Source organism: Sporolactobacillus laevolacticus DSM 442 (assembly GCF_000497245.1).
GTDB lineage: Bacteria > Bacillota > Bacilli > Bacillales > Sporolactobacillaceae > Sporolactobacillus > Sporolactobacillus laevolacticus.
Map to the genome: position 1 here is coordinate 89,402 of NZ_AWTC01000013.1, position 23,061 is coordinate 112,462.

Annotated in this window: 19 protein-coding genes, 1 tRNA gene, 1 pseudogene and 1 other annotated feature; of the genes and pseudogenes, 3 read left to right on the forward strand and 18 right to left on the reverse strand. The window is 44.8% G+C overall.

Annotation, left to right across the window (positions count from 1 at the left end):
- Positions 1–229 precede the first annotated feature (229 nt).
- From P343_RS31440 to P343_RS31475, 7 genes are all read right to left on the reverse strand, one after another.
- Positions 230–1,060 (reverse strand): energy-coupling factor transporter transmembrane component T family protein, encoded by an 831-nt coding sequence (locus P343_RS31440; protein ID WP_023510853.1) that lies wholly within the window; start codon positions 1,058–1,060, stop codon positions 230–232.
- Positions 1,032–2,765 carry an ABC transporter ATP-binding protein gene (locus P343_RS31445; protein WP_023510854.1) on the reverse strand — a complete coding sequence of 578 codons (1,734 nt, stop codon included), beginning with the start codon at positions 2,763–2,765 and terminating at the stop codon, positions 1,032–1,034. The genes P343_RS31440 and P343_RS31445 overlap by 29 nt, the downstream gene beginning before the upstream one ends.
- 38 nt (positions 2,766–2,803) lie before the next feature.
- The gene (locus tag P343_RS31450; protein ID WP_023510855.1) at positions 2,804–3,358 is read right to left on the reverse strand and encodes an ECF-type riboflavin transporter substrate-binding protein; all 555 of its coding nucleotides are present in this window, start codon (positions 3,356–3,358) and stop codon (positions 2,804–2,806) included.
- A 349-nt stretch (positions 3,359–3,707) separates the two neighbouring features.
- Positions 3,708–4,547 carry an SAM hydrolase/SAM-dependent halogenase family protein gene (locus P343_RS31455; protein WP_023510856.1) on the reverse strand — a complete coding sequence of 280 codons (840 nt, stop codon included), beginning with the start codon at positions 4,545–4,547 and terminating at the stop codon, positions 3,708–3,710.
- 120 nt (positions 4,548–4,667) lie between these two features.
- Positions 4,668–4,937, reverse strand: a binding site (T-box leader).
- A 59-nt stretch (positions 4,938–4,996) separates the two neighbouring features.
- Positions 4,997–5,704, reverse strand: coding sequence for a YczE/YyaS/YitT family protein (locus P343_RS31460; RefSeq protein ID WP_023510857.1), 708 nt, complete (start codon positions 5,702–5,704; stop codon positions 4,997–4,999).
- A gap of 610 nt (positions 5,705–6,314) precedes the next feature.
- The gene (gene pepV, locus P343_RS31465) at positions 6,315–7,724 is read right to left on the reverse strand and encodes a dipeptidase PepV (protein ID WP_023510858.1); all 1,410 of its coding nucleotides are present in this window, start codon (positions 7,722–7,724) and stop codon (positions 6,315–6,317) included.
- A 294-nt stretch (positions 7,725–8,018) separates the two neighbouring features.
- On the reverse strand, positions 8,019–9,395 hold the full coding sequence (locus P343_RS31475; RefSeq protein WP_023510860.1) for a sugar phosphate nucleotidyltransferase: 1,377 nt from the start codon (positions 9,393–9,395) through the stop codon (positions 8,019–8,021).
- Between the two features lie 432 nt (positions 9,396–9,827).
- On the opposite strand from P343_RS31475, the gene P343_RS31480 reads away from it, so the two are divergent.
- A complete protein-coding gene (locus tag P343_RS31480; RefSeq protein WP_023510861.1) occupies positions 9,828–10,049 on the forward strand; it encodes a hypothetical protein in 222 nt (73 codons plus the stop codon).
- Positions 10,050–10,258: 209 nt separating this feature from the next.
- Here P343_RS31480 and P343_RS31485 read toward each other — a convergent pair whose 3' ends face one another.
- From P343_RS31485 to P343_RS31520, 9 genes are all read right to left on the reverse strand, one after another.
- The gene (locus tag P343_RS31485; protein ID WP_023510862.1) at positions 10,259–10,906 is read right to left on the reverse strand and encodes a bifunctional 4-hydroxy-2-oxoglutarate aldolase/2-dehydro-3-deoxy-phosphogluconate aldolase; all 648 of its coding nucleotides are present in this window, start codon (positions 10,904–10,906) and stop codon (positions 10,259–10,261) included.
- Between the two features lie 24 nt (positions 10,907–10,930).
- On the reverse strand, positions 10,931–12,235 hold the full coding sequence (locus tag P343_RS31490; protein ID WP_023510863.1) for an MFS transporter: 1,305 nt from the start codon (positions 12,233–12,235) through the stop codon (positions 10,931–10,933).
- 299 nt (positions 12,236–12,534) lie between these two features.
- Positions 12,535–14,553: a transketolase gene (tkt, locus tag P343_RS31495; RefSeq protein WP_023510864.1), complete on the reverse strand. Its 2,019-nt coding sequence runs from the start codon at positions 14,551–14,553 to the stop codon at positions 12,535–12,537.
- Between the two features lie 24 nt (positions 14,554–14,577).
- Positions 14,578–15,321, reverse strand: a complete 744-nt coding sequence (locus tag P343_RS31500) for a transaldolase (RefSeq protein ID WP_023510865.1) — start codon at positions 15,319–15,321, stop codon at positions 14,578–14,580.
- A 44-nt stretch (positions 15,322–15,365) separates the two neighbouring features.
- Entirely contained in the window at positions 15,366–15,908 is a 543-nt protein-coding gene (hxlB, locus tag P343_RS31505) for a 6-phospho-3-hexuloisomerase (protein ID WP_023510866.1), read from the reverse strand.
- Positions 15,890–16,531, reverse strand: coding sequence for an orotidine 5'-phosphate decarboxylase / HUMPS family protein (locus P343_RS31510; protein ID WP_023510867.1), 642 nt, complete (start codon positions 16,529–16,531; stop codon positions 15,890–15,892). The genes hxlB and P343_RS31510 overlap by 19 nt, the downstream gene beginning before the upstream one ends.
- Positions 16,532–16,592: 61 nt before the next feature.
- Positions 16,593–18,371, reverse strand: a complete 1,779-nt coding sequence (locus P343_RS37700) for a PfkB family carbohydrate kinase (protein ID WP_023510868.1) — start codon at positions 18,369–18,371, stop codon at positions 16,593–16,595.
- A gap of 139 nt (positions 18,372–18,510) precedes the next feature.
- Complete coding sequence (locus P343_RS31515) at positions 18,511–19,539, reverse strand: LacI family DNA-binding transcriptional regulator (RefSeq protein ID WP_023510869.1); 1,029 nt, start codon at positions 19,537–19,539, stop codon at positions 18,511–18,513.
- A 105-nt stretch (positions 19,540–19,644) separates the two neighbouring features.
- Positions 19,645–20,769 (reverse strand): PTS fructose transporter subunit IIC, encoded by a 1,125-nt coding sequence (locus tag P343_RS31520; RefSeq protein WP_023510870.1) that lies wholly within the window; start codon positions 20,767–20,769, stop codon positions 19,645–19,647.
- A gap of 248 nt (positions 20,770–21,017) precedes the next feature.
- Between P343_RS31520 and P343_RS31525 the strand changes: the two genes are divergently transcribed.
- Positions 21,018–21,089 (forward strand) — tRNA-Gln (locus tag P343_RS31525).
- 275 nt (positions 21,090–21,364) lie between these two features.
- Here P343_RS31525 and P343_RS37820 read toward each other — a convergent pair.
- Positions 21,365–21,439: pseudogene (locus tag P343_RS37820) on the reverse strand (HNH/ENDO VII family nuclease); the annotation flags it as partial.
- A 118-nt stretch (positions 21,440–21,557) separates the two neighbouring features.
- Here P343_RS37820 and P343_RS31535 point away from each other — a divergent pair.
- Entirely contained in the window at positions 21,558–22,049 is a 492-nt protein-coding gene (locus tag P343_RS31535) for a hypothetical protein (protein WP_023510872.1), read from the forward strand.
- Between the two features lie 228 nt (positions 22,050–22,277).
- Here P343_RS31535 and P343_RS31540 read toward each other — a convergent pair whose 3' ends face one another.
- On the reverse strand, positions 22,278–22,916 hold the full coding sequence (locus P343_RS31540; RefSeq protein WP_023510873.1) for a TetR/AcrR family transcriptional regulator: 639 nt from the start codon (positions 22,914–22,916) through the stop codon (positions 22,278–22,280).
- Positions 22,917–23,061: the final 145 nt, after the last annotated feature.

Consider the following 23,061-nt stretch of genomic DNA (forward strand, 5'->3'; position numbering starts at 1 on the left):
CTACACTCCAAGTAACTGAAATTGGCCATCTGTGTTTCCTCATCCATACCCAGCGGATCTTCTTTCAGCTTGCTAAATCTGGGTTCTGCTTAACCAAAACGTCCAACCATACATAAGTATTTCAATGGGATGTGCTGAAGCAGGTTAACGGGTATTTATCCACAAGTCGATCGTTTATAATTTCCTAGACAATAAAAAAACGTCTCCGGGATGAAGTTCCGGTGACGTTTCACTGAAATGGATTATAGTAACGACTGCCATGTTGGATCGCCAGCCACAAAGAGAGTAACAGCAGCGCCAATGAAAATCCGATCGCAAAAAAATCCCGAAACGCAAATGGCTTTGCATTGTACCACGTCCGCTTCTTCTTCTTACCAAATCGTCGGAGTTCCATCGCATTGCTGATCACTTCGATTCGCTCAAGACTGGAGAAGATCAGCGGAATGACAATCGTTGCCGCCTGCCTCATCCTTTGCCTGAATTTCGCCTTCCTAGACAGGTCGACTCCTCGAGCTTGTTGAGCTTGTGCGATTTCATGATAATTACGCTGAATATCGGGAATATAGCGCAAAGTAATGGAAACCGCCAATGCGATTCGATAATTAACGCCGATTCTGTTTAGCGAGGCAGCGAATTCGCTTGGCTGTGTTGTAACCACAAATAAAAGTGCGAACGGAATGACGACAAAATATTTTAATGTGATGTTCAGTTGATAAAAAAGCTGCTCCCAAGTCAGCGCGTATCGCCCGGGCAGGTCCAGCAGAACATGCCGCGTTCCATATATGAGCGTCCCCTGCTGCGGTGCAAAGACATAGATGGCAATGTCATTCAGCAATAGAAAAATCAGAATGAACGTCAGGACAAAAGAAACCTCACGAACCTTGGTCTGTGACAGTTTAAAAACAAGCAGACCTACAATCAGCATGACGAAAAGTATCCGTGTATCATAAGTGCTCATACCAATGACAGACCATAGAATAAAGCAGATTAATTTTGTTGCGCCCGTCAGGCGATGGATCGGAGACGGCCGATCAATGTAGCTGAGCATCCGAAAGTTCATGATGCGACCGCCTCCTCTTTTCATCTATGACACAATGGCGAACAAATGAGAGGGGATCCGGGGAACCAATCCGTTCCGCAAGTTGAAAAAGCGATGTCGTCTTTAAATTCGCCTTTTCTGCAATTCGCGCATCGGAAAGAAGCTCGGCAGGCGGTTCATCAGCGATCAGTTTCCCATCTACCATCACTAGCGCACGATCCGTATACTCAAGCATCAAATGCATGTCGTGTGTAATCATGATCAGAGTTACCCCGCGCTCACTTAACTGTTCCAAAAAGCGCATGATTTCTGTATAATGCCGGTAATCCTGCCCCGCAGTTGGTTCATCCAGAATTAAGATTTGCGGTTCAAGTACAAGAATTGATGCAATGGTTACACGCTTTTTCTGGCCGAAACTGAGTGCGGATACCGGCCAGTTTCTGAATGGGTAGAGCCCGCAGAGTTTCAGAGTTTCATAAACACGTCGTTTTGTTTCATCCGGATCAACACCCTTGATCTTAAGCCCAAAAGCAACTTCATCAAAAATCATATGTTGCGAAATCATGTGATTTGGATCCTGCATCACAAGACCGATAGATTCGGACCTTTCCTTGATTGTCTGATCGCTCGCGTCACGACCGTCCAACAAAACCTTGCCCGAGGCGGGCCTTTCAAGACCGCAGATCAATTTCGTTATTGTTGATTTTCCTGCACCGTTTTTCCCTACAAGAGCGATCCGTTCACCTTTGCGTATCGAAAAACTGACGTCGTTAAGAACCGGGAGATCTTTCTCGTACTGAAAATTGAGATGTGACAGCTCCAGAACTGTTTCGCCTGTCCTTTTCCTATCAATTGGAACATCGGTGTTGGACCACTCCAATAGCCGATTCCGCAGTCCATCCACAATAAGTCGACTAATCGTTTCAGGATGAATGTCAGGATCTACATGAATACCGGCGTGTTTCAATGCAGTCAGATAAAGCGGCTCACGAATACCGTACGTACGGAGCAGATCCGAAGATAACAGTTCGGCAGGCGGAGCATCGGCTGCTACCTTGCCATCCGAAATGACGATGATCCGATCGATATCCATTTCCAATACATCCTCTAGACGGTGTTCAATAATGACCACTGTGACTCCGGTTTCCCGTTGGATGCGATCAATCAACTGCATGGTCTGCCGGCCGGCCGTCGGATCTAGATTTGCAAGCGGTTCGTCAAACAACAAGATGTTCACAGGATCAACCATAACTCCTGCCATTGAGACACGCTGTTTCTGTCCCCCTGATAGTTCATGCGGAGAATGCTCCAGAAAGTTTTCCATGCCAACCCTTTTTGCTGCATGAAGAACTTTTTGCTTCATCTCTTTTTGCGAGACAGCATCGTTCTCCAATGCGAAGGCAATATCCTCGCCAACAGTCAGGCCAATAAACTGAGCATCCGTATCCTGGAGTACTGTGCCTACTTTTTTCGAGAGGTCAAATAGGCTCAGTTCACTTGCAGGTTCACCCATTAGTTCAATCGAGCCCTTAATTTCTCCCTTATAAGCATTGGGAATTAGGCCGTTGATACAATGACCAAGTGTACTCTTTCCTGAGCCGGAAGGACCAGTGATCAGAATCCGTTCACCCTGGCGAATATCAAGCGAGATGTTTTCCAATGATGGGCTTTCCTGGCTGTTGTACTTGAAATTGAATTGTTTAAACGACACAACCGTATTTTTCATAGTGATCCTTCTGCTTTTACTTTTTCATCAACTGCGACTTATGCTTCTTTCTTCAGGCTTCCAGTTCGCGTACGTGTCTGCGCATAAATCCAGATAAGCAGCGTACCAAAGATACCTACCGTGACAATATCCAAAATGCCGGCAGTGAAGCCTTGAACAAATACTTTATTTGCCGGTTCGCCGTAGATCACAATATCGAGAACAGGTGCGATCAGAAACCAGCCGATCGCCTGAGTAATCACTTGCGCGATATTAAACAATGCAATAGATTTCCAGTTAAAATCACCTTCGGAAATCTTAAGCCTTCCTGACACAAGACCAAATCCGATGCCGACAAGTGTTGAGACGATCACCCAGCTCCACCAGACGGATCCGTATTGAAATGCATCACCAAGCGAATGTCCGATCAACCCGATCAGGCCTCCGGCAACGGGTCCGTAGATCACGGCGATTAATGCGAGAAAAATATAAGACAGCTGAACTGTTGTATTCGGAATAAAACCGACAGGAATTGAAATATAACGAAGAATGATAAAGATGGCGGCGCCAATACCCGCTGCAACGATTGTTCGAATAGACAGCCAATTTTTCATACGGCAAAACCCCTTTTTGATTTAATTAAGTATAAGTTCATAAATTAAAAGCCGTACTACATTAGTATAAAACAAGAGAAAGTTTGAAAATATGTTTTTTCTAAACAGTAACTTTTCTGCCTCGTTCACCTCCTCAATAGGTGTTACTTCCAAATAAACGCACTGAATCACCTCCTTAAATTGTCTGTTCAAAGAGGAGGACAAAAAGGGCCGAGAAGATCAAGGAAGCGCAGTTTCGAGCACCGGAACGTATGAATGGAATACGTGAGGAGCGGAGAAACAAGCTGACGCTGAGATTCGACAGCAATTTTTCCCGGACTTTTTGAACATCCTTTTAAAATCACAATCTTTAAGCTTTATGAAATGAAATATGCCAATTCGTTCCAGTGCCAATGGTGTACGCCTTTGCGAATGATCCCTGATTAATTGCCACGCCGATATTTTCAAGTGAATTTACATAGATCAGCGGCTCACCGATGGCGACTTCTGCGAATGACCGTGCAAACACCATCGTGTTCTCATAAACGGTACGAGTATCATTTTTGATATTGACCGCAAGCCGTTCTCCGCGCTCATTTCCTAACTCATGGAACAGCAAATGATTGATGTTCGTCCAGAGATTGCCGAAACGAACATCCAGTACGTCAATTGTACCGTTTACTTGATTACCTTCTCGATACGATGGGATAATCGGCAATTCAACAACTGAATCGACCGAAACAGGTTCACCAAAATGATCATAATCAATGATCCTCGCCGCCAGTTTCGCGCCTGTAAATGCATAAATATCTCTTCCGAAAAATGTGAAGGATTCGCCTGCTGTCGGCAATTTGTTCAGTTTCTCATCAAAGCTGCGTACACTTTCAATGCCTTCGATTTTTTTAATATGGGTCAGTGTTCCATTATCCGGCGTAATGATGTACTGGTTGCGACGCGTTCTGGCAATTACACTGCGTCTTGTTGAACCAACTCCCGGATCGACCACGGATACAAATACGGTTCCCTCCGGCCAATAATCAATCGTCTGCCGCAGTCGATAGGATGCTTCCCAAATGTTGTACTGCGGAATGTCATGCGTCAAATCAAATATTCTTAATGTAGGATCAACGGTGCTAGCCACACCATACATTGCGCAAACCGCTCCATCCACGAGTCCGAAATCTGTCTGAAATACTAATGCCTTGCTCATTTAAATCACCTTTCCTTCTGAATCTTTTTCTATTTATTCTTGCCAGATCCTGAGTGCTTCATCATGCTCTTATTCGCCATGTTGCGCAGACATCAAAAAACCCCCGTCCTTAATCATTTGACTAAGGACGGGGGTTATCCCGCGGTACCACCTTGATTCACCGGACACTCGCATGACCGGTCTCAGCAAGTACGGAGCTTAGAAAGCCGCTCGATACTTTGGTTTTGGCAACAAGAACCTTAACTTGTCGCGACTTACTTTGGTGACGAACCGCCGTTCAGCCGCGCAGCTCAGAGGCCATGTTCGAAAGCTTGCCTTTGCTCCTTCGCACCAAACGGAGCTCTCTGCGGAAAAGCTGCACTTTCTACTTCTTCTCTTCATCGCTTTTTTCATCTTTATTTAAGTTAACTTATTATTGTCCGTTTGGAGAAATTTGTCAAGCCGATTAATTATGCTTTTGAATGTTTTACGCGATGCCCCCAATGTGGAAGGTGTCGTTGCGATAGCGCCTTTTGATCCAAATGCAAGTGAATAAATCGATCGAAAAACAGGATGAAATAACCCATGCATAGAAAGCTGACGGCTGTACCTAGGTTGATGCCCAATAAATGATGACGAAAAAGGCCAATGGACAATCCAACTGTAAGCGGAATCCCCAGTGAAATACGCTGGGCAAGAACCACATTGCCGTGCAAGTAGTTCTCACGAAGAATTTTCAGCAAATCATCAAAAGGATGGAGCACAAGGTTTACACGAAAATAAATGGAAAGCGCGGCAGCAATGCAGAGCACACCAAAGACACAAGCGACTGTGCGCAGGAACCATCCATTCACATCCACGGACTGCATCAAAAACAGCCAAAAATCAATTAGATAGCCAAAGGACAGCATATAGAGGAAATTAAAAATATCCTTAATGCCGTTCCAGCGGCGGCGCAGAAGATCATCCGCAATCAACGTGATCAGTCCCAAAATGATCAGTGCGTTTCCTACCGTTAAACCGGTAGCGTTGGAAATATTGATTCCCGCTGCCGTCCAGGGCGCGGAGCCAAGTGCAGCCTTCACTGTCAGAGCATTCCCGAATGCATTCAAAAATACGGACATACACAGCCAAAACAATCCTTTTGCCATTTGCTCTTCATTCCTCACAATGTACATGGGTTTCACCGTCTGCAGCTGTCAAGGTCATCTCTTTTTCTATAAATCACTCATTTATGTTATACATCCAACAAATTGAAAACGCATGCAATATGCCTAGATGCTGGTAAAACCAGTATTTCATGAATATCCCATGCCATTTTCTTTGACGTATAACACTCACATTCTACCAACTTATCAAGAAAAAAGTAACCATTTTTTTCAGTAAAGTGTAGCCAAAAAAGTTCGTTCGATAAGGAGGACAAAAAGGGCCGAGGTCAGGCAGAACGCCACGTCCTGTGGCATGCCTGACACTAGCACGTCCTGTGCGTCGAAGATCAAGNGAGGACAAAAAGGGCCGAGGTCAGGCAGAACGCCACGTCCTGTGGCATGCCTGACACTAGCACGTCCTGTGCGTCGAAGATCAAGGAAGCGCAGTTTCGAGCACCGGAGCCTATACAAATAATACGTGAGGAGCGAAGGAACAAGCTGACGCAGAAATTCGACAGCAATTTTTCCCGGACTTATCGAACATCATATAAAAAGGAGAGGAACAAAGCATTCACTTTTCCCTCTCCATAAGTACTGCTATCCTATGCAGCTAAATGTCATTTGACGCCTAGACATGCGCTTATTTTTCCAAATTTGCGAGCTCAGCCATTGCATCTGCGTAGATCGCAGACGCAAGAAGCAGGTCATCCACCTTGACGTGCTCATCGACTTGATGACCAGTATAAGGATAATCCGGCATACAAGCGCCGAATGCAACGCCTGCATCTAGATACTGAGCGTATGTTCCGCCTCCGGAAGTGAGCAATTCAACGTCTTTGAGTCCCATGTGCTTTTCATAAACTTTTTTCAGGATCTGTACACCCGGATGTTTCTGATCCATGTAAAGTGGCTTACTCGTGCCGAGTTCGCCAATAGAAAAGCCAAGTTTTTCTACTGATGCCGTTAGTGTCGCCTGGATATCCTCAAGAGACAGCTTGACTGGGACGCGGATATCTAATGAAACGGTGCCACCTTTTGTCTTGTCAAATCGAATGACGCCTGCATTAACGGTCAGTTCACCTGAAACATCGTCATGACCAGCGATTCCGAGGCGAGCACCGCCAAAATCGTTATTTAACGTGTCTGCCAGAAAATTGATGAACGCCTGCTCTGCTTCCGCAAGTGGCAGATCCTGTAGCGCTCCGGCAAGTAAAAATGCAGCGTTGACGCCGCCGGCAGGTTCTGATCCATGAGCAGACTGGCCTTTCACGGTAAGTTTCAACCCTTGTGCTGTTTTTTCCGCTGTAAATGGCACATTTTTAGCTGTTAATGCGGCTTGCGCATGAGCTGACCATTGTTCTGCTTCCGGTCCTTCTAGAACCGCGTAGGCATGATCAGGTACCATATTAATCCGCTCACCTGAGTAAAAATCAGTAAGATGAACAGGTGCCTCTTCAGCCCTTTGCGGTAAGTTGATCCAAGCGCGGATCTGGCCTTTTTCAGCAAAAATCAACGGAAATTCCGCGTCGGGAGCGAAGCCGAACAGGGACATCGGTTCCAGTTCATTATACTTTTTCATACATGCACAGCCGCTCTCTTCATCTGTACCGATGACTAGGCGGATTCTGTGTTTAAGGGTTTCGCCGGATTCTCTCAGCGCCTTCAGTGCGTAATAAGCAGCCATGGTCGGTCCCTTGTCGTCGATCGCGCCTCGCGCATACAGCGTTCCATCTTCCACGTAAGCGGTAAATGGATCATGCGCCCATTTGCCGGTCGCGGGCACGACGTCCACATGGCCGAGCACTGCAATATAGTCTTCTGCATCTTCCGGACCGTATTCAATATAGCCGGCGTATCCTTGCAGATTCTTTGTACGGAATCCGTCCCTTTTACCAATTTCCAGCATTTTCTCAAGGCCGGCAAGCGGACCCGGTCCGAATGGAGCCCCTTCCTTTGCCTGGGAGGCATCCTTCGTACTTGGAATCGCGATCAATGCTGAAAGGTCATTGAGGAATGCTTCTTTGTCTGTCTTCACGTTTACTTGGCTCATTGTATACCCTGCCTTTTCATTCAAATAATCGGGTGTTCGCAAATCTGGAAGACGAACATCTTATCTAATAAGCATTCTAGCACAAAGCATCAGGCAAGGAAAAATATGGAGAGAAAACTGCTTTTTTACTTAGTCTGCCAGTTTCTCGGATTTAGCAATCATTTTAAAAACGATATCGATCAATTTGAAAATTATATCGATCATTTCACAAATTTTATCAGTCATTTCTATCCTGACGAACAAACCGAGCGAAGAATTCACCTCTCCGCTCGGTTCTATATGTTCATCGCGATCTTATCCTCTTACTTGTGAGCAATTCGCTTCAATTTCTTCCCACTTCATAAATTTGCGGTCAATGTCTTCTTCAATCAGTTGGCTGCCGATCTGAACCTCGATCAATTCAAGCGCTTCATCGGCTTTAATTGCATGGAGCGTCTCTGCCTGAACAATAACCACGTCACCCGGTTTGATGGAACGAATGACACCATTTTCCGCATAACGGCCATGACCTTTGACGATCGTCCAAACCTCCTGGCGCATATGATGGCAGTGGTAGCTGATGTTGGCACCTTCATCGATTTTTATTTTTTTGGTCAGCACTTCTTCGTTATTTGCTGAGTAGCGTGAGTAATCCAGTACTCTGTAAGAACCCCATTGGCGTTCTTCATACATTGGCCGCTGATCAAAGCCTTTCATGACTTCCTTAATGCGCGGGCTTTGCTCTTTATCCGAAACCAGAATACCATCCGGGCTGACAGCGACAATCGCATTGGAGACACCAAGCACAGTCACAGGGAGATCCAGTTCGTTAATCAGATGTGTGTTCTCTGAATCGTCACTGATGATTCCTTTGCCAATCTGCTGTGTGGCCATTTCTTCTGTCAGCGTATTCCATGTACCAAGGTCTTTCCAGAAACCTTCATAAGGAAGCGCCACAATATTTTTCGCTTTTTCCACAACTGCATAGTCGAAACTGATTTTCGGCAGTTTGGCAAATTGCTGCGAGAGTTCTTCATAATTGAGCGGCAATCCAAGCGATTCCAAAATCGAAATCACATAGTTCAAGCGAAATGCGAAAACACCGCAATTCCATAATGCCGATTCCTCGATCAGTTGTTTCGCAAGTTCTGTATTTGGCTTTTCGGTAAAATGATCGACATTGATGTAGTTTTTGCTTTCTCCCTTTGTCGGCACAATATAGCCGTATTTTTCAGAAGGATATGTTGGCTTAACACCCATCAGCGCCAAATCAGCACCCGTATCATCAAGCAATGTCTCCAAGTCGAGAATGCGTTTAAAAAAGGCCGTATCGACATAAGGATCGACAGGCAAAACCGAGACAACGTCGTTAAGTGACGTTTCGGTCATCGTGTAGAGATATGCCGCTGCTAAGGCTATCGCCGGAAATGTATCGCGGCGCTCCGGTTCCACAATCAGAGGAACATCTTTGCCAAGCTGGTTCTCCAGCATTTCAACCTGGCCTTTCCCGGTGGCAATTACCGTGGAGTCACCTAATCCAACATCGTTCAATTGACCGAAAACACGCTGTACCATTGAAGACAACTGCTTCTCACGGTCTTCAAGCACTCTCAGGAACTGTTTGGATCGCGCGTCATTGGACAAGGGCCACAGCCGCTTTCCAGAACCGCCTGACAACAAAACTAAACGCATATTCATCTCTCCTTAAGCTCTAACTTCCACAGGATAGGGTGGCTTCGATGCAGTACACCAAATGGAATCCGAATCTGAGGGTGTCTTGATCGTCCGTTTTCATACGCACAGATCTTTTTGCGAAAATGACCGATCCAAGGGGAAGAAAAACTGTTTTTTATCTTTTTCTTAAATCTTTTTTAGCATCTTTTATAGACGAGCACAAAACAATAAGTCTATTATGCCACTAAAACCAAATAACGATCAATATGCCTCAGTCAATCTGCCCATTCAAATCTACAAAAGATAAAGATTTGACCGCTTTATATCAGATTTTTCTAAGCTTTCATATTTCGACACGTTTTTTATCCGCCACACTTTAAACTTACGGGGAAGAACTTGATAAGCATTCCACTCACCATCAATTCCTTCTAAAATAAAGGAGTTCACGCTATGCCAAATAAAAAAATCAAGAACAAAGATATAAATAACATCATTGGCAATGTCCTTATTTTTTTCTGCTTGATCGTTATGATCGGCGGAATCATTGTTTCATTCATACTTTGGCTAACAACGAAGAATCTCATATCTATTCTGCCTGGATTTGTCGGTATCCCTGGGCTAGCATTCAATATCTACCTTATTTCTAGAGAAAAAACTAGAAAACAGGAGTGAGCATGACCGCGCAGTTATATGTCGTTAGGCAGCTTTCTTCTAATTTAGTACCCGTACTGCGGTCGCATCAAACAAAATCCTCAATGATCATCCAACTCCGTGATCCGGTCTTTATCAGCAATTGTCCGGCATTCGCAATAGTGTACAAAAAAACGCATCGGGACAATGGCGTAAATGCCCCGATGCGTCTCACAAACTTGGCTTTTTTTTTAGGAAAATTGCTTATTTTTCATCGCGGTGACATGTCGCCATTCTTCTAACGAACGTTTGACCGCCTCCCAGTCTTCCGCTTGAACGGCTTCCTTTGATATTAGCGAGGACCCAACCCCTACTGCGTCTGCGCCAGCCTGAATGAATTCAGTACAATTACCGAGATTGATGCCGCCCGTCACCATTAATGGGATTTCACTTAACGGTCCTTTTAGATTTTTAATAAAGCCGGTGCCAAGCGCGGCGGCCGGAAAAACCTTTACCATCGCCGCGCCGTGCTGGTATGCGTCAAAGATTTCAGAAGGAGTGAATGCTCCTGGAATAAATGGCACACCTTTTTCATTCAAGTACTGAAGTAGCTTGTGATTAAGGATTGGCGTGACGATAAAATCTGCGCCAGCATCCAATGCTTTGTCAACATCGTCAATCGTCTTTACCGTTCCTGCGCCAACATAAATGCCGGAATACGCGTGTTTGATCAACCGAATAGATTCAACAGCCTCATTGGATTCCATTGTAATTTCAACCGTATGGAATCCGCTGCCTAACAACAGCGGGCATACCGAGACAATGAATTTGGCTGATTTTTTCCTGAACAACGGCACAATTTTTTCAGAATGAATACGTTGAATAAGATCTGCAGACACAATCCTTCCTCCTCTGCTTATTCATTACTTGCCGACAATGACCTGCTTATTCACATCGATCGGATCATCATCAGTTGAAAGACTCGTTTTCGTTCCTTTGACAATAATTGTAAAGATCACAGCCAGTACTAGTGATACGGCCATAAATATATATGAGGCTGAGAATCCCCCAGTCGTTCCATTCAAAAAGCCGACAAAGTAAGCGCCTACAAAAGAGCCCAACGCGCCCATACTGTTGATCAGTGCCATTGCACCGCCTGCAACATTTCTCGGAAGCAGTTCCGGCACAATCGCGAAGAATGGGCCATAAGGGGCATACATGGCGCCACCGGCGATCACCATTAGTGTGAAGGAAATCCAAAAATGTGATGGGCCGACAAGATAGGATGCATAGAAAGCGAGACCGCCGACAAGCAAGAATGGCCAAACGAATAATTTTCGAGTTAATAGTTTATCGGAGAAATAAGAAGCGACAACCATCAGGATGGCTGCTAATAGATAAGGGGCAGAAGAAAGCCAGCCCGTTTCAACGATGCTGATATTTGGAGCGGATTTGATGATTGAAGGAAGCCACATCACGAAGCCATAGACACCGATGCTCCAGAAGAAATATTGCAGGCACAAGTAGACCACAGATTTTTGCTTAAAAGCCTCACGATAATTTGGAACGGATTTAAAACCTTTCTGCTCATTGGCAAGTGCATCATCCAGTGCTTTTTTCTCATGCTGTTCCAGCCATTTTGCTTCATCAGGCTTATCATCAACCAGTTTCCACCAGATAAACGCCCAGAGAATGGATGGAAGACCTTCGATAATGAACATCCAGCGCCATCCGAAACTGTTAAGCAGGTACCCGGACACCACCGACATCCAAAGCACAGTAATCGGGTTTCCCAAAATCAGAAATGTGTTCGCACGCGAACGCTCTTCACTGGTGAACCAATGACTGAGAAAGATCAGCATGGCAGGCATGATCGCCGCTTCAACAATCCCGAGTAAGAAACGAACAACAAGCAGCATGTAAATGTTCGTGACGACACCAATTAAACTAGCAAGAAAGCCCCAAGTAATCAACGACCAGAAGACTAGTTTTTTCGCACTTCTTTTTTCTGCATAACCGGCGCTTGGCACCTGAAAGAAGAAATAGCCAAGGAAAAAGAGCGCACCAAGCAAGGAAGACATGCTGGCTGTGATATTCAAATCATGAGCCATGCCTGATGCGGCGCCGAAACTGTAGTTTGCACGATCAAGATAAGCGAGACTGTACGTAAAGAACACAATAGGAATTAATCGAACCCACCGGACAGATGACAAGGCATTGTTTTTCATGGAATAGACCTCTTTCCCAATTGGTTTTTTGTCTGACTCCTGCTTTGCGCTAACTGGGCGCTTTAAATGCTCTGTTAAATTGACTCCATTCACCTTGCAGTTCGCGTATCATGTGTGCCATCGAGGTTGATCTCATTCAAGGTATTATGAGTCTTTTTTTGATGAAAATAACGACATTTTGTCAGCGCTTACATTTATACTCAATAAAAGATGCCTTAACCTCACAAATTAGCCGATCAAAGAAGTAAGACATCCATTATGTTGTATCCATTTATTCTTTTTCACAAGATGAATCAAAATCACTGATGAATCGTTTGTCGTTTAGCGACTACTTTTTTCAGCACCGACGCCACATTTTCCGGAGTAAAGCCGTATTCCGTGGTCACGATGCCTGCTGGCGCTGATGCGCCGAAACGGTCGATCGTGACGAGCGCACCTTCCAAACCGACGAACTCATGCCAGCCCTGGGATGCGCCCATCTCTACGCCGACGCGTGCGGTTAGGTGTGCCGGAAGCACGGCTTCCTTGTAGGTCGCTGCCTGCTCGCGAAATAACTTCCACGATGGTAAGCTGACGACGCGTACATAGATCTGTTCCGTCTCAAGCAGCTGTTGCGCTTTTACGGCCAGCCCCACTTCTGAGCCGGTTGCGAGTAGAATGCCCTCCGGTTTGCCGCCCTTCGCTTCGCTGACGATATAACCGCCGCGCTGAACGCCTTCCGCTGCGCTGTCCACTTCCCCTTCCACCGTGTCAACGCTCTGGCGGGTGAGTACGAGCACGGTCGGACGGTTACGGCTTTCCGCCGCTACTTTCCAAGCCTCGCGTACTTCGTTGCCGTCTGCCGGTCTGAGCACATTCAAATTCGGAATCGCCCGCAGGCCGGCCAGCTGCTCAATCGGTTCATGCGTCGGACCGTCTTCGCCGACCGCGATCGAGTCATGCGTGAACACAAAGATTGATGGGATGCCCATTAGAGCGGCCAGGCGAATCGCCGGTTTGGCATAATCGGAGAAGGTAAAGAACGTTGATCCGTAGGGAATCACGCCGCCATGCAGCGCCATACCGTTAACCGCGGCACTCATGGCAAATTCACGCACACCGAACCAGATGTTACGGCCGCTGTAGGATTCCGGCAAGAATTCGCCGCCGCCTTTGATCGCTGTCTTGGTCGAGGACGCTAAGTCCGCTGCACCGCCGAACAATGCTGGCACTGTTTTGGCGAGCGCATTGATCACTTCACCCGAGGTCTGGCGCGTCGCTTTTTGCGTCCCCGCTTCGTATTGAGGCAGCTGATCCGCATAGTTCGCTGCGAGTTCCCCGCCGATTGCCGCTCTCAGCTTGGCAGCTAGTTCTGGATATGCTTCGCTATAGGCTTCAAACTGTTTCTTCCAAGCCGTTTCCGCAGCGGCTTCAGACACATTCAGCGTATTGAAATGGTCGCGGATTTCATCCGGCACATAAAAGGGTTCATGTTCCCAGCCGTAATTTTTCTTTGTCGCTTCGGTTTCTTCGGAACCGAGCGGATTGCCATGGGCCTTGTTCGTTCCGGCAAGATTCGGCGCGCCATAGCCAATCGTTGTGCGTACCTCAATCAAGGTCGGCCGCTCCGCATCGGCATTCGCCTGATCCAGTGCTTTTTCTATGTCTTCCACATCATTGCCGTTTTCGACCAGAAGCGTCTGCCAGCCGTACGCATCAAAACGCTGGCGCACTTGTTCGGTAAACGACATGTTCAGCTTGCCATCCAAAGAAATACTGTTGGAATCATAGAGCAGGATCAGTTTTCCCAGTTTCAGCCGTCCGGCAAGTGATGCGGCTTCGGAAGCGACGCCTTCCATCAAATCGCCATCTCCGCAAAGCACATAGGTGTAATGGTTGATGACCGAATAGCCATCCCGGTTATAAGTTGCCGCCAGATGTGCCTCGGCCATCGCCATGCCAACAGCCATCGCAATCCCTTGCCCAAGCGGACCGGTCGTTGCCTCAACCCCAACCGTGTGACCGTATTCCGGATGGCCAGGGATTAGACTGCCCCATTGGCGGAATTTTTTGAGTTCCTCTATCGGCAAGCCGTAATTGAACAAGTGCAACAGGCTGTAAAGCAACATCGAGCCATGGCCTGCCGACAACACAAACCGATCACGGTCGAACCATTTGGGATCAGCCGGATTGTGCTTCATCTTCTTTGCCCAGAGCGTGTATGCCATCGGCGCCGCCCCCATTGGAAGCCCTGGGTGTCCGGAGTTCGCCTTGTCAATGGCATCTATAGATAATGTGCGGATCGTATCAATCGATAATTGTTCAATCGCTTTCGTCATGACGATCACTCCTTTTCATTCGTCTCATCTAGAAACAGTTTTAGAAGTTTCTTCATTGTTCAGAATGGTGTACCCCAACGTTTTGATGTCTGTGTTGAACCCTTTTACAGTATCGAGTGAAACCTGTTCCAGCGGTTTGCCCACCTTTTTCAGCTTGGTGATGATCTCTGGCGTACACGTGATGATGTCAACGCCTAAGCGATCAGCTTCATACACATTGAACAGTTCGCGTGAGCTTGCCCAGAGCAGATTCGCACCTTTTTTTGTCTTGCAAATGTCAACAGCTTGCTTCATATAAGGAATGGGATCACGTCCGGTATCAGCAATGCGTCCTGCGAATACGGACACGATGTTTTCAACGTTAGGATTCAGTGCGGCAACCGTTTCTTCCACTTGTTTAATCGTTAGAATCGCCGTTACATTGAGGGAATAGCCTTTGTCTTCGAGTTTTTTAATTAATGGAATGGAAGATTCACCTTTGGTGTTGGTGATCGGAATCTTAATGAAGACATTCTTGCCGAAGGAGTGGATCTTCTCCGCTTCTTTTTCCATCGTTTCAAAATCGTCGGCAAACACTTCAAAGGAGAGCGGCAGGTCCGGGATTTTTTCAACGACATCCTTAGCAAAAGCCACATAATCTGTTACCCCGGCCTTTTTCATCAGGCTTGGATTCGTTGTAAAACCGCTAACGAAACCAGATTCATAGGCTGAGAGCATATCATCGAGTACTGCACCGTCTGCGTAAATGTTCACATTGAGATTATCCATTATGAATTCCTCCTGAAAAATGTTATTTATTTTAAAAACGTTGATTATTCAACGTTCGTATGCATTTTGACTGCGTCTTCTTCCGACGTGTGATCACGAAGACTGAGTTTGAGGCAAAGTGCGTCCAGTGTGATGTGAACAGCCTGATCGAACAGAGAGCTGAGCAGCTGAACCGATTTCTTATTTCTATCGCCTTTGGTTGCTCCAGGGATCACAATCGTGCAATCAGCCAGTTCAGCAAGCGGTGAATCCGCTTTGCTTGTCGCAGCGATAATGGTCAATCCTTTTTCTTTTGCAGCACGTGTGTCATTAACAACATTCTTTGTCTTTCCAGAACCGGAAACGGCAAAGTAAACATCGCCTGCCGCGATCGCCGGGGTAACGGTTTCACCAATAACATGGGACTGGTAGCCGATGTGCATCAGTCTCATCGCAAACCCCTTTGCTTGAAACCCGCTCCGGCCGGAGCCGTCAACGAAGATCCTTTTGTCCTTGCTGATGAGGACCATCGCCTGGTCAAGGTCGACTTCATCCACTTGATCAATAACATCTTCAATTTCTTTTAAAATCACATCGAAAATTTGCATTGCTCTTCCATCACCTTTCTAAATTGCTTTGCTACTTGTATTGGGTCTTCTGCTTTTGTAATACCTGAGCCGACAATAACGATTTCCGGAGCGGATGCCGACAAAGCTGCGGCGGTCGTTAGATTGATGCCGCCAGCTATGGCGATGCGTTTTACTGAAGGAAATGCTTTTTTAAAGGTTAGGACATCTCCGTTTGGGTCAGCCGTCGCACCTTGATCAACTGAAGTGTGCAAGCAATAAATAGCATTTGGGAATTGAATAATCTCCTCAACTTTTTTCGGTGTACACTCCAGCAAGTCGATCATCATCTCTTTTCCGTACTCCTCAGCCACTTCGTAGCATTTTCGAATCGTTTCAACAGAGGAAGCCCCCATAACCGTCAGCAGATCCGCACCATGACGATAGCCTTGCCGGAATTCATAGGCACCCTCGTCAATCGTCTTGATGTCACCAAGCAGCTGGGTATCGGAAACCGCCTCTTTTAAATCCCCAAGAGCTGTCACACCATAATCTTTGATTAACGAAGTGCCTGCCTCCAGAATGTCCGCGAAGGGGGCCAATTGCTTCATGAGCGCTCTGGCTTTTGTCAGCGGCACACGGTCAATCGCAATTTGCAGTTTCATCAGATTCACCACTTTCTCAAAATTTGAGTTCGTTGAATTTGAGTTCGTTGAATAGATAGAGTTAAATCGCTTTCAAAGCATTGTCTGATTGGGCCTTTGCATTCAAAGTTTTCAAGTCTGTCTTTTTGATAAACGCAGCTAGCTGCTCACGATTTGGGAGCCCCTCGTTATCACTGATATGCTGCACTTGAATGGCACCGATCGCATTTCCTCGTTCTAACAACTCTGCATCCGGCAAGCTATCGAGAAGTCCTGTGATGATTCCTACCGCAAAGCCATCGCCGGCGCCCACCGTATCAACCACTTGGTCAACGTGGAAAGCTGAAACAACCGTTTCGGCAACGTTGCCATCGGACTTCAGTCTCTTGCAGTATGCCCCCGTATTGCCAAGCTTGATAATGACGGTTTTCGCTCCGTTATTCAGGTAGAAATCAGCGATTTTTTCTTTCGTTGTTCTTCCTGTCAGACGTTTGCCTTCTCTGAATCCGGGAAGGACCACGTCGCACAATCCGGCGAGCTGATTGATCCGTGCCTTCATCGTTTCCTCGTTCTTCCACAAAGTCGGTCGCAAGTTTGGATCAAACGTGATCAACAGATTATTTTCACGCGCCTTTTCAATCAGTCTTAGTGTCGCGTTAAACGTCTCAGCGCTCAATGCCGGAAAAATACCGGTTAAGTGAAGGATCTTGGCTCCCGAAAAATCAATGTTGTCTATTGCGCGTTTATCTAATCTTGAGGCAGCCGATCCTTTTCTGAAATAAACGACTTCCGGATCTTCAACTTCTGTCTTACTTTTTAATTGAAATCCAGTAGGATAGCAGTTGTTCACTGAAACAAGACCTGTATCAATACCCTCTTTATCAAGAAAGAGACGGATATACGCGCCAAACGGATCATCTCCAACCTGGCTGATCAATGAAACACTGTGCTTCAAACGTGAAACACCAACAGACACGTTGACTTCTGCCCCGGCAATATAGCGTGTAAAATGCTGGACATCCTTCAATTCTCCCTTTGTATCCGCAACAAACATAATCATCGGTTCGCCAATAGTGATCACTTCGCCCATTACCCGAGCACCTTCTTTCTGATTCGTTAATACATCACGGACTTTTACAATTTCCTTTTTCAAGGCTGCAAGAGATTCAATCGGATATTCAATGACTACTGGAATTCCGATTGTGCAGATATGCAACGCACTAACCCAATCAATCGTTCCTTCACCAAGCAACTCAGTATGAAGGCCGTTTTTCTTTGACACATCCTTCAAATGAAAAATCGTAGTGAATTTGCCAACTTTTTTTGCGGCATCAACTGGATCTGCGCCTTGCCAGAGCCAGTTTCCTAAATCAAAGGTGTAGCCAATTGGACTATCCAATGCGCATAATTTTTCCAATGTAGCGCTCACAAAACCGAGTCGTCCATTCTCATCCGTTTGGTCATTTTCAATGGTTAGCTGAATTTGATACGTTTGTATCAAATCCTCAATGATCCGGAACGTTTCTGAGTTAAGTTTTGGTGGTTCACCGATATTAAGTTTTATATTTTCAGCGTTCAATACGGCGCCTTCACGAAAGTAGGTTTCCAGGCGGTTCGAAACCTTTCCATTAATAAAAAGCTTTTCAGGAACGGAGTAAAACACATGCAGTCCAAACTTTTTCGCCTGTTCGCCACATCGTGCCATATCTTCCAATAAACCGTTTTCAAAAAAGTACTCTCTTCGGACCTCGATGCCTGAAGCACCTAATTCTTTCACGGTTTGAAAGAGTTCAGACTGACATTTTTCATGTGCATCCAGCTGCTTTTTGAAGATCAGTGTATTTAAAAATAATGTACTCACTTTACTCACTCCCTTTATACGGAAAAGTATTAAAGATTCTGGATAAGATTTCGATTGGCCAGAAGCTTCCCAATTGGCAAGTGTTCTAATATGTGTATCGATTAACGAAAACGGTTACATAAATAACTAAATAAAAATTTTACTCGGTTGAGCCACGGATCATTAAATTTGCGGGAAGTTCAAACAACTCCGGTGCTCCCAATCGTTTTCCTTCCAAGCGATCAATCAGAAGCTCCGCCGCCTTCTTACCCATTTCGTATGGATCTTGCTGAATGACCGTGATACCGGGCTGAATTAATTCGCCCCATCCCCAGTCATCATATCCATATATGCCGATCTCATCAGGAATAGACCAATGAAGTTCATGAAGCATCTGCAGCAAGAGAAGAAGCACTTGGCCATTTACCGCGAAAAGCGCTAGTTTTTCATTTTGATAGAGTCTCTTGATCTTCATTAACTTTTCTTTAATATCCAAAGGATTATCTTTATCAATAAACAACATGCAATGCTCTTTATCTAATTTTTTCTCGCTCAGCGCATCTTCAACCGCCTTTTTGCGGATTGAACGCGTGCTGATACTATTAATATTCTCGGAAACGAAAAAGATTCGCGAATAATTATTTTTAATGAGATAAGCCGTCGCTTGATACGTCACGTCATAGTTGTTTGATGTCACAGAATCGAATAAAAAATGTTCGATCTGCCGGTCCATGAGCACGACAGGCACCTTGCTTTCCTTTAATTCCGTATAAATCGAACTTGAATAACCAGTTGGGTTGATCAGTAAGGCATCAACATTATGATCGATAAGTGAGAGAATACCCTCCTCTTCATTTATCTGGCTATTATCCGTGTTCAAGATCAGCATATGATAGTTTCGCTGCTTGCACACATCGTTAACACCTTTCATCATCATCGATGAAAAGGGATTTTCAATATCTGCGACAACGACACCTAATAAGTTGGTTTTCTTCGATTTTAACCCTCTGGCAATATTGCTCGGTCGATAATTGAGCTGCTCAATGACCTCTTTAATCCGTTTCCGTGTTTTCAATGACATATATTCATATTTTTCGTTTAAATACCGGGAAACCGTTGTCGTTGAAACGCCGGCTTTTTCGGCCACGATGGAAATTGTCGCATGTTTTGATTGTTCATTTGTTTCCATCGCTGACCACTCACTTTCCCTAACCTTGATTTGTTAATCGATTGCTACATCATCATTATAACGCTTTCATTTTACATTTCAACAATTAGTACACGAACTTCTACGTTAACTTTTCAGAGCAGGTGTCGGTACAGCATCCGGTATTTTCGTTTGTTGCGGTTGCGCTTTTTCTTCCTGAACAATATCTTTTCGCAATACACCTAGGAGACCCGCAGTTACCAATACACCAGCTAAAACAGCAAACAGATAGAGCCCTTGCTGGATGAGTCCGCCCTGTACGATCGGGAGTACAAAAAGGCCGCCATGCGGCGCTGGAAGCGCAATGTGAAAGGCCATTGATAACGCGCCGGCAACCGCTGATCCTGCAATGCCCGAAGGAATGATTCTGAATACATCTTTTGCTGCCACAGGCATCGCACTTTCGGTGATAAAGCTTGCGCCAAGCAAGAAAAAGGTTTTCCCCTGGTCACGATCGAACGCGTCAAATTTCTTTTTGAACAAAACCGTCGCAAGACCAATACCGATCGGTGGGACCATGCCGCCTGCCATGATTGCAGCCATTGGGTAATAATTGCCGGCGCTGATCATAGCCAATCCGAAAGTATACGCAGCTTTGTTGATCGGTCCCCCTAAATCAACAGCCATCATCGCGCCGAGGATCAACCCGAGTATCTCAAGGCTTGAACCATGAAAACTGCTCAGGCAAGCAACCAGCCAATTGTTGAAAACACTCATCGGAAAAGCAACAACCTCATACATGACCGCCCCAGTAAACAAGACACTGACAACGGGATAGATCAGTACGTTACGTAAATTCACCAAGTTACTAGGGCATTTACGGCACAAGTGATTCAGAAAACGAATAAAGTAGCCAGATAGGTATCCAGCAATAATACCTCCAAAGAAACCGCTGCCAGTACTTGCCGCGATTAAACCGCCGATCATACCCGGAGCCAGTGCCAAAGTTCCAGAAATTCCATAGGCAATAAATCCCGCCAGAATAGGAACCATCAGAGCAAAGCCATTACCATGGCCGATATTAAACAAAAGCGCAGCAACTGCATTGTAAGAAGGATCTTTAGGATCTGCCGCGTTGACACCAAACATGAAGGATATAGCCATCAGAATGCCGCCACCTACAACAAAAGGAATCATGTGCCGAATGCCCATCATTAAGCTTTCATAGAGTTCATGAGGAATGTTGTTTTTCTTCGTCTGTTCGTTTTCCATCAAAACTCGCTCCTTTGTTTATCGATTAACTAAATCGATTGCTAGATATCCTTTAACACCAATCATTGTAAACGCTATCTTTTATTTTTGCAAGCCCTTTCATTTTGTTTTTTTCACCAATCCCTGATCATGTAGATCGCCAATAATTAGCATGTTTTTTTTATTGATCGACATTATTTTAATTTTTTTTGAATAACCCCTTGCATATATTTATCAAACTGGGTATAATATTTCTTGTTCTGATTCATTACCCCATGGCCAAGCGGTAAGGCAACGGATTCTGATTCCGTCATGCTCAGGTTCGAATCCTGATGGGGTAATCACACAAAAGCCCGAAATCCTTGGTATGGTAAGGATTTCGGGCTTTATTTATGCGCCATATCACAATTTCAGGTTACACTGTGTCACCATCCGATTTTTCAGCTGGCTGCTGAGAGGCAATCATTCGGCGATTTCTCCCCCTGTTTGTGTTCTTTTTGTAAGCAATTTTCGTCCGAGTTCTGATTCGTTTCTTTGGCCTCAGACGTCGGCAATGTCAAAAGTCCATCGAGCGTCTGTGCGAGTTGCTGATCGCGGTTCGGATAGAGATTCCAGGTCACTCTACCATATAACCAGGCTTTTTTTGAATTAGATGATGGAGATCAAATCTGCTTCCATATTTCCGAGCGGGTACTTTCCCTTTTTATGATTAAAATCACACGAATAGCTCATCAATCAATTTATAATGGGGAGAACTGGGTCTTATTGCACGGTTGACGGATATGAGCCAATAATGAGGAGAGAATGATATGTCATACTTAATTTTAGGGGTTGGTTTGCTAATTACTTTTTTTATGATGTTGTCAAAGAGTATTTTTTATAGATACTGTGATGAAATTAATTTCAAAATAACAAAAAGACTATCCAAAATGTTGAAATTGGCTAATATTGCTCCTGTAATTGTTCTATTTATAATATATATTTTAACTATCACTTATCTCAAAACTAAATTAAATATTAGGCTATCCCACGCCTGGTTTGTAATGAGTTTTTGGATATGCGATGATATTTTCTTTTACATAATCGCAGCGATGGCAAGAATAAAAAAGTTAGTTATAGTAATACCCTTCCTAGGAATGATAATTTCTACATGTATTGCAATTTATTTAACGCCTTTATATCATTACGAAGGCATATTTCAAAATACTAACATAATTATCCCAAATTTCTTCGGGTTTATTATGTTAATAACAGCATATTTTGTAAACCATACGCTTTTGAAAAAAATAGCTAAAAAATGATTGATTTTAGGAACTAAAATCAGTTTAGACTAAGTACTTGTTTTCAACTCGTGTAACCATCCAAACCCTTTTTAACCCTGCTTAAGCGTCTCTAACTCATTCAAAATCCCGGTAAATCAACGTTCTGCCTGCTAACTCCGTTGATCAAAAAACAGATGGGGTAATAACACAAGAGGCCGTAATCCTAGATACAGTCATTCGTAATTACCCAATGTATTCCGAGCTAAGTTAGACTTCGTTTTCAGGCTTCGTTTGATTCTCAATGCAATCATCGCTTTCGCCAAGCAGTCCTCGTAAAAACATCTTGTCCAGTTCATGGTCAATTTTCTGCAACAATTGAGGTGTCATCTTGAACTTATCCATATGTTCCTGATTGCGAAAGTACTGGGAGAACATGTCAATGTAGATAAAAACCGCAGTATCGCTAAGATCATCGGCAATGTAACCGTCTGCTCGACCACGAGCGACAAATTGTCGCCAAAAATCACTCCGACTGTCAAACAGCCGATTAATTTCATTATTGTCCTGGTACATTTTGAAGAAGAGATCCATCGTCTTCATATTCACATTACGGTGTGCTTGTCTCGAAAAACGTTGCATACGCTGCAAGATCTCCGGGAATGTCAGTGTCGGGTCATTTAAATCATCCATAATCGTATTCTGATACTGGGTTAGTATTTGCATCACTACTGCCCTTGATAACTCGTCCTTGCTTGAAAAATATTTGTAAAGCGTTGCTGATGAAATGCCAATGATGCGCGCTAATTCACGCATTTTAACTTCCTCTGGATCCACCTTTAAATACAGTTCAGAAGCAGTCTGTAAAATGCGTTCGCGCATCATGTCTTTTCGTTCGCTTCGTTTCATACCTACTCACTTCCACACTTCTATGCTCATTTTTTGTCACAATTATTTTAAAAACAATTTAAGGTTTTGTCAAAAAAAAACTAAAACATTGTTGACTTTCTGTTTTAGTTTTCTTATATTTAACTTTGGTGCAAAATAAATAAAG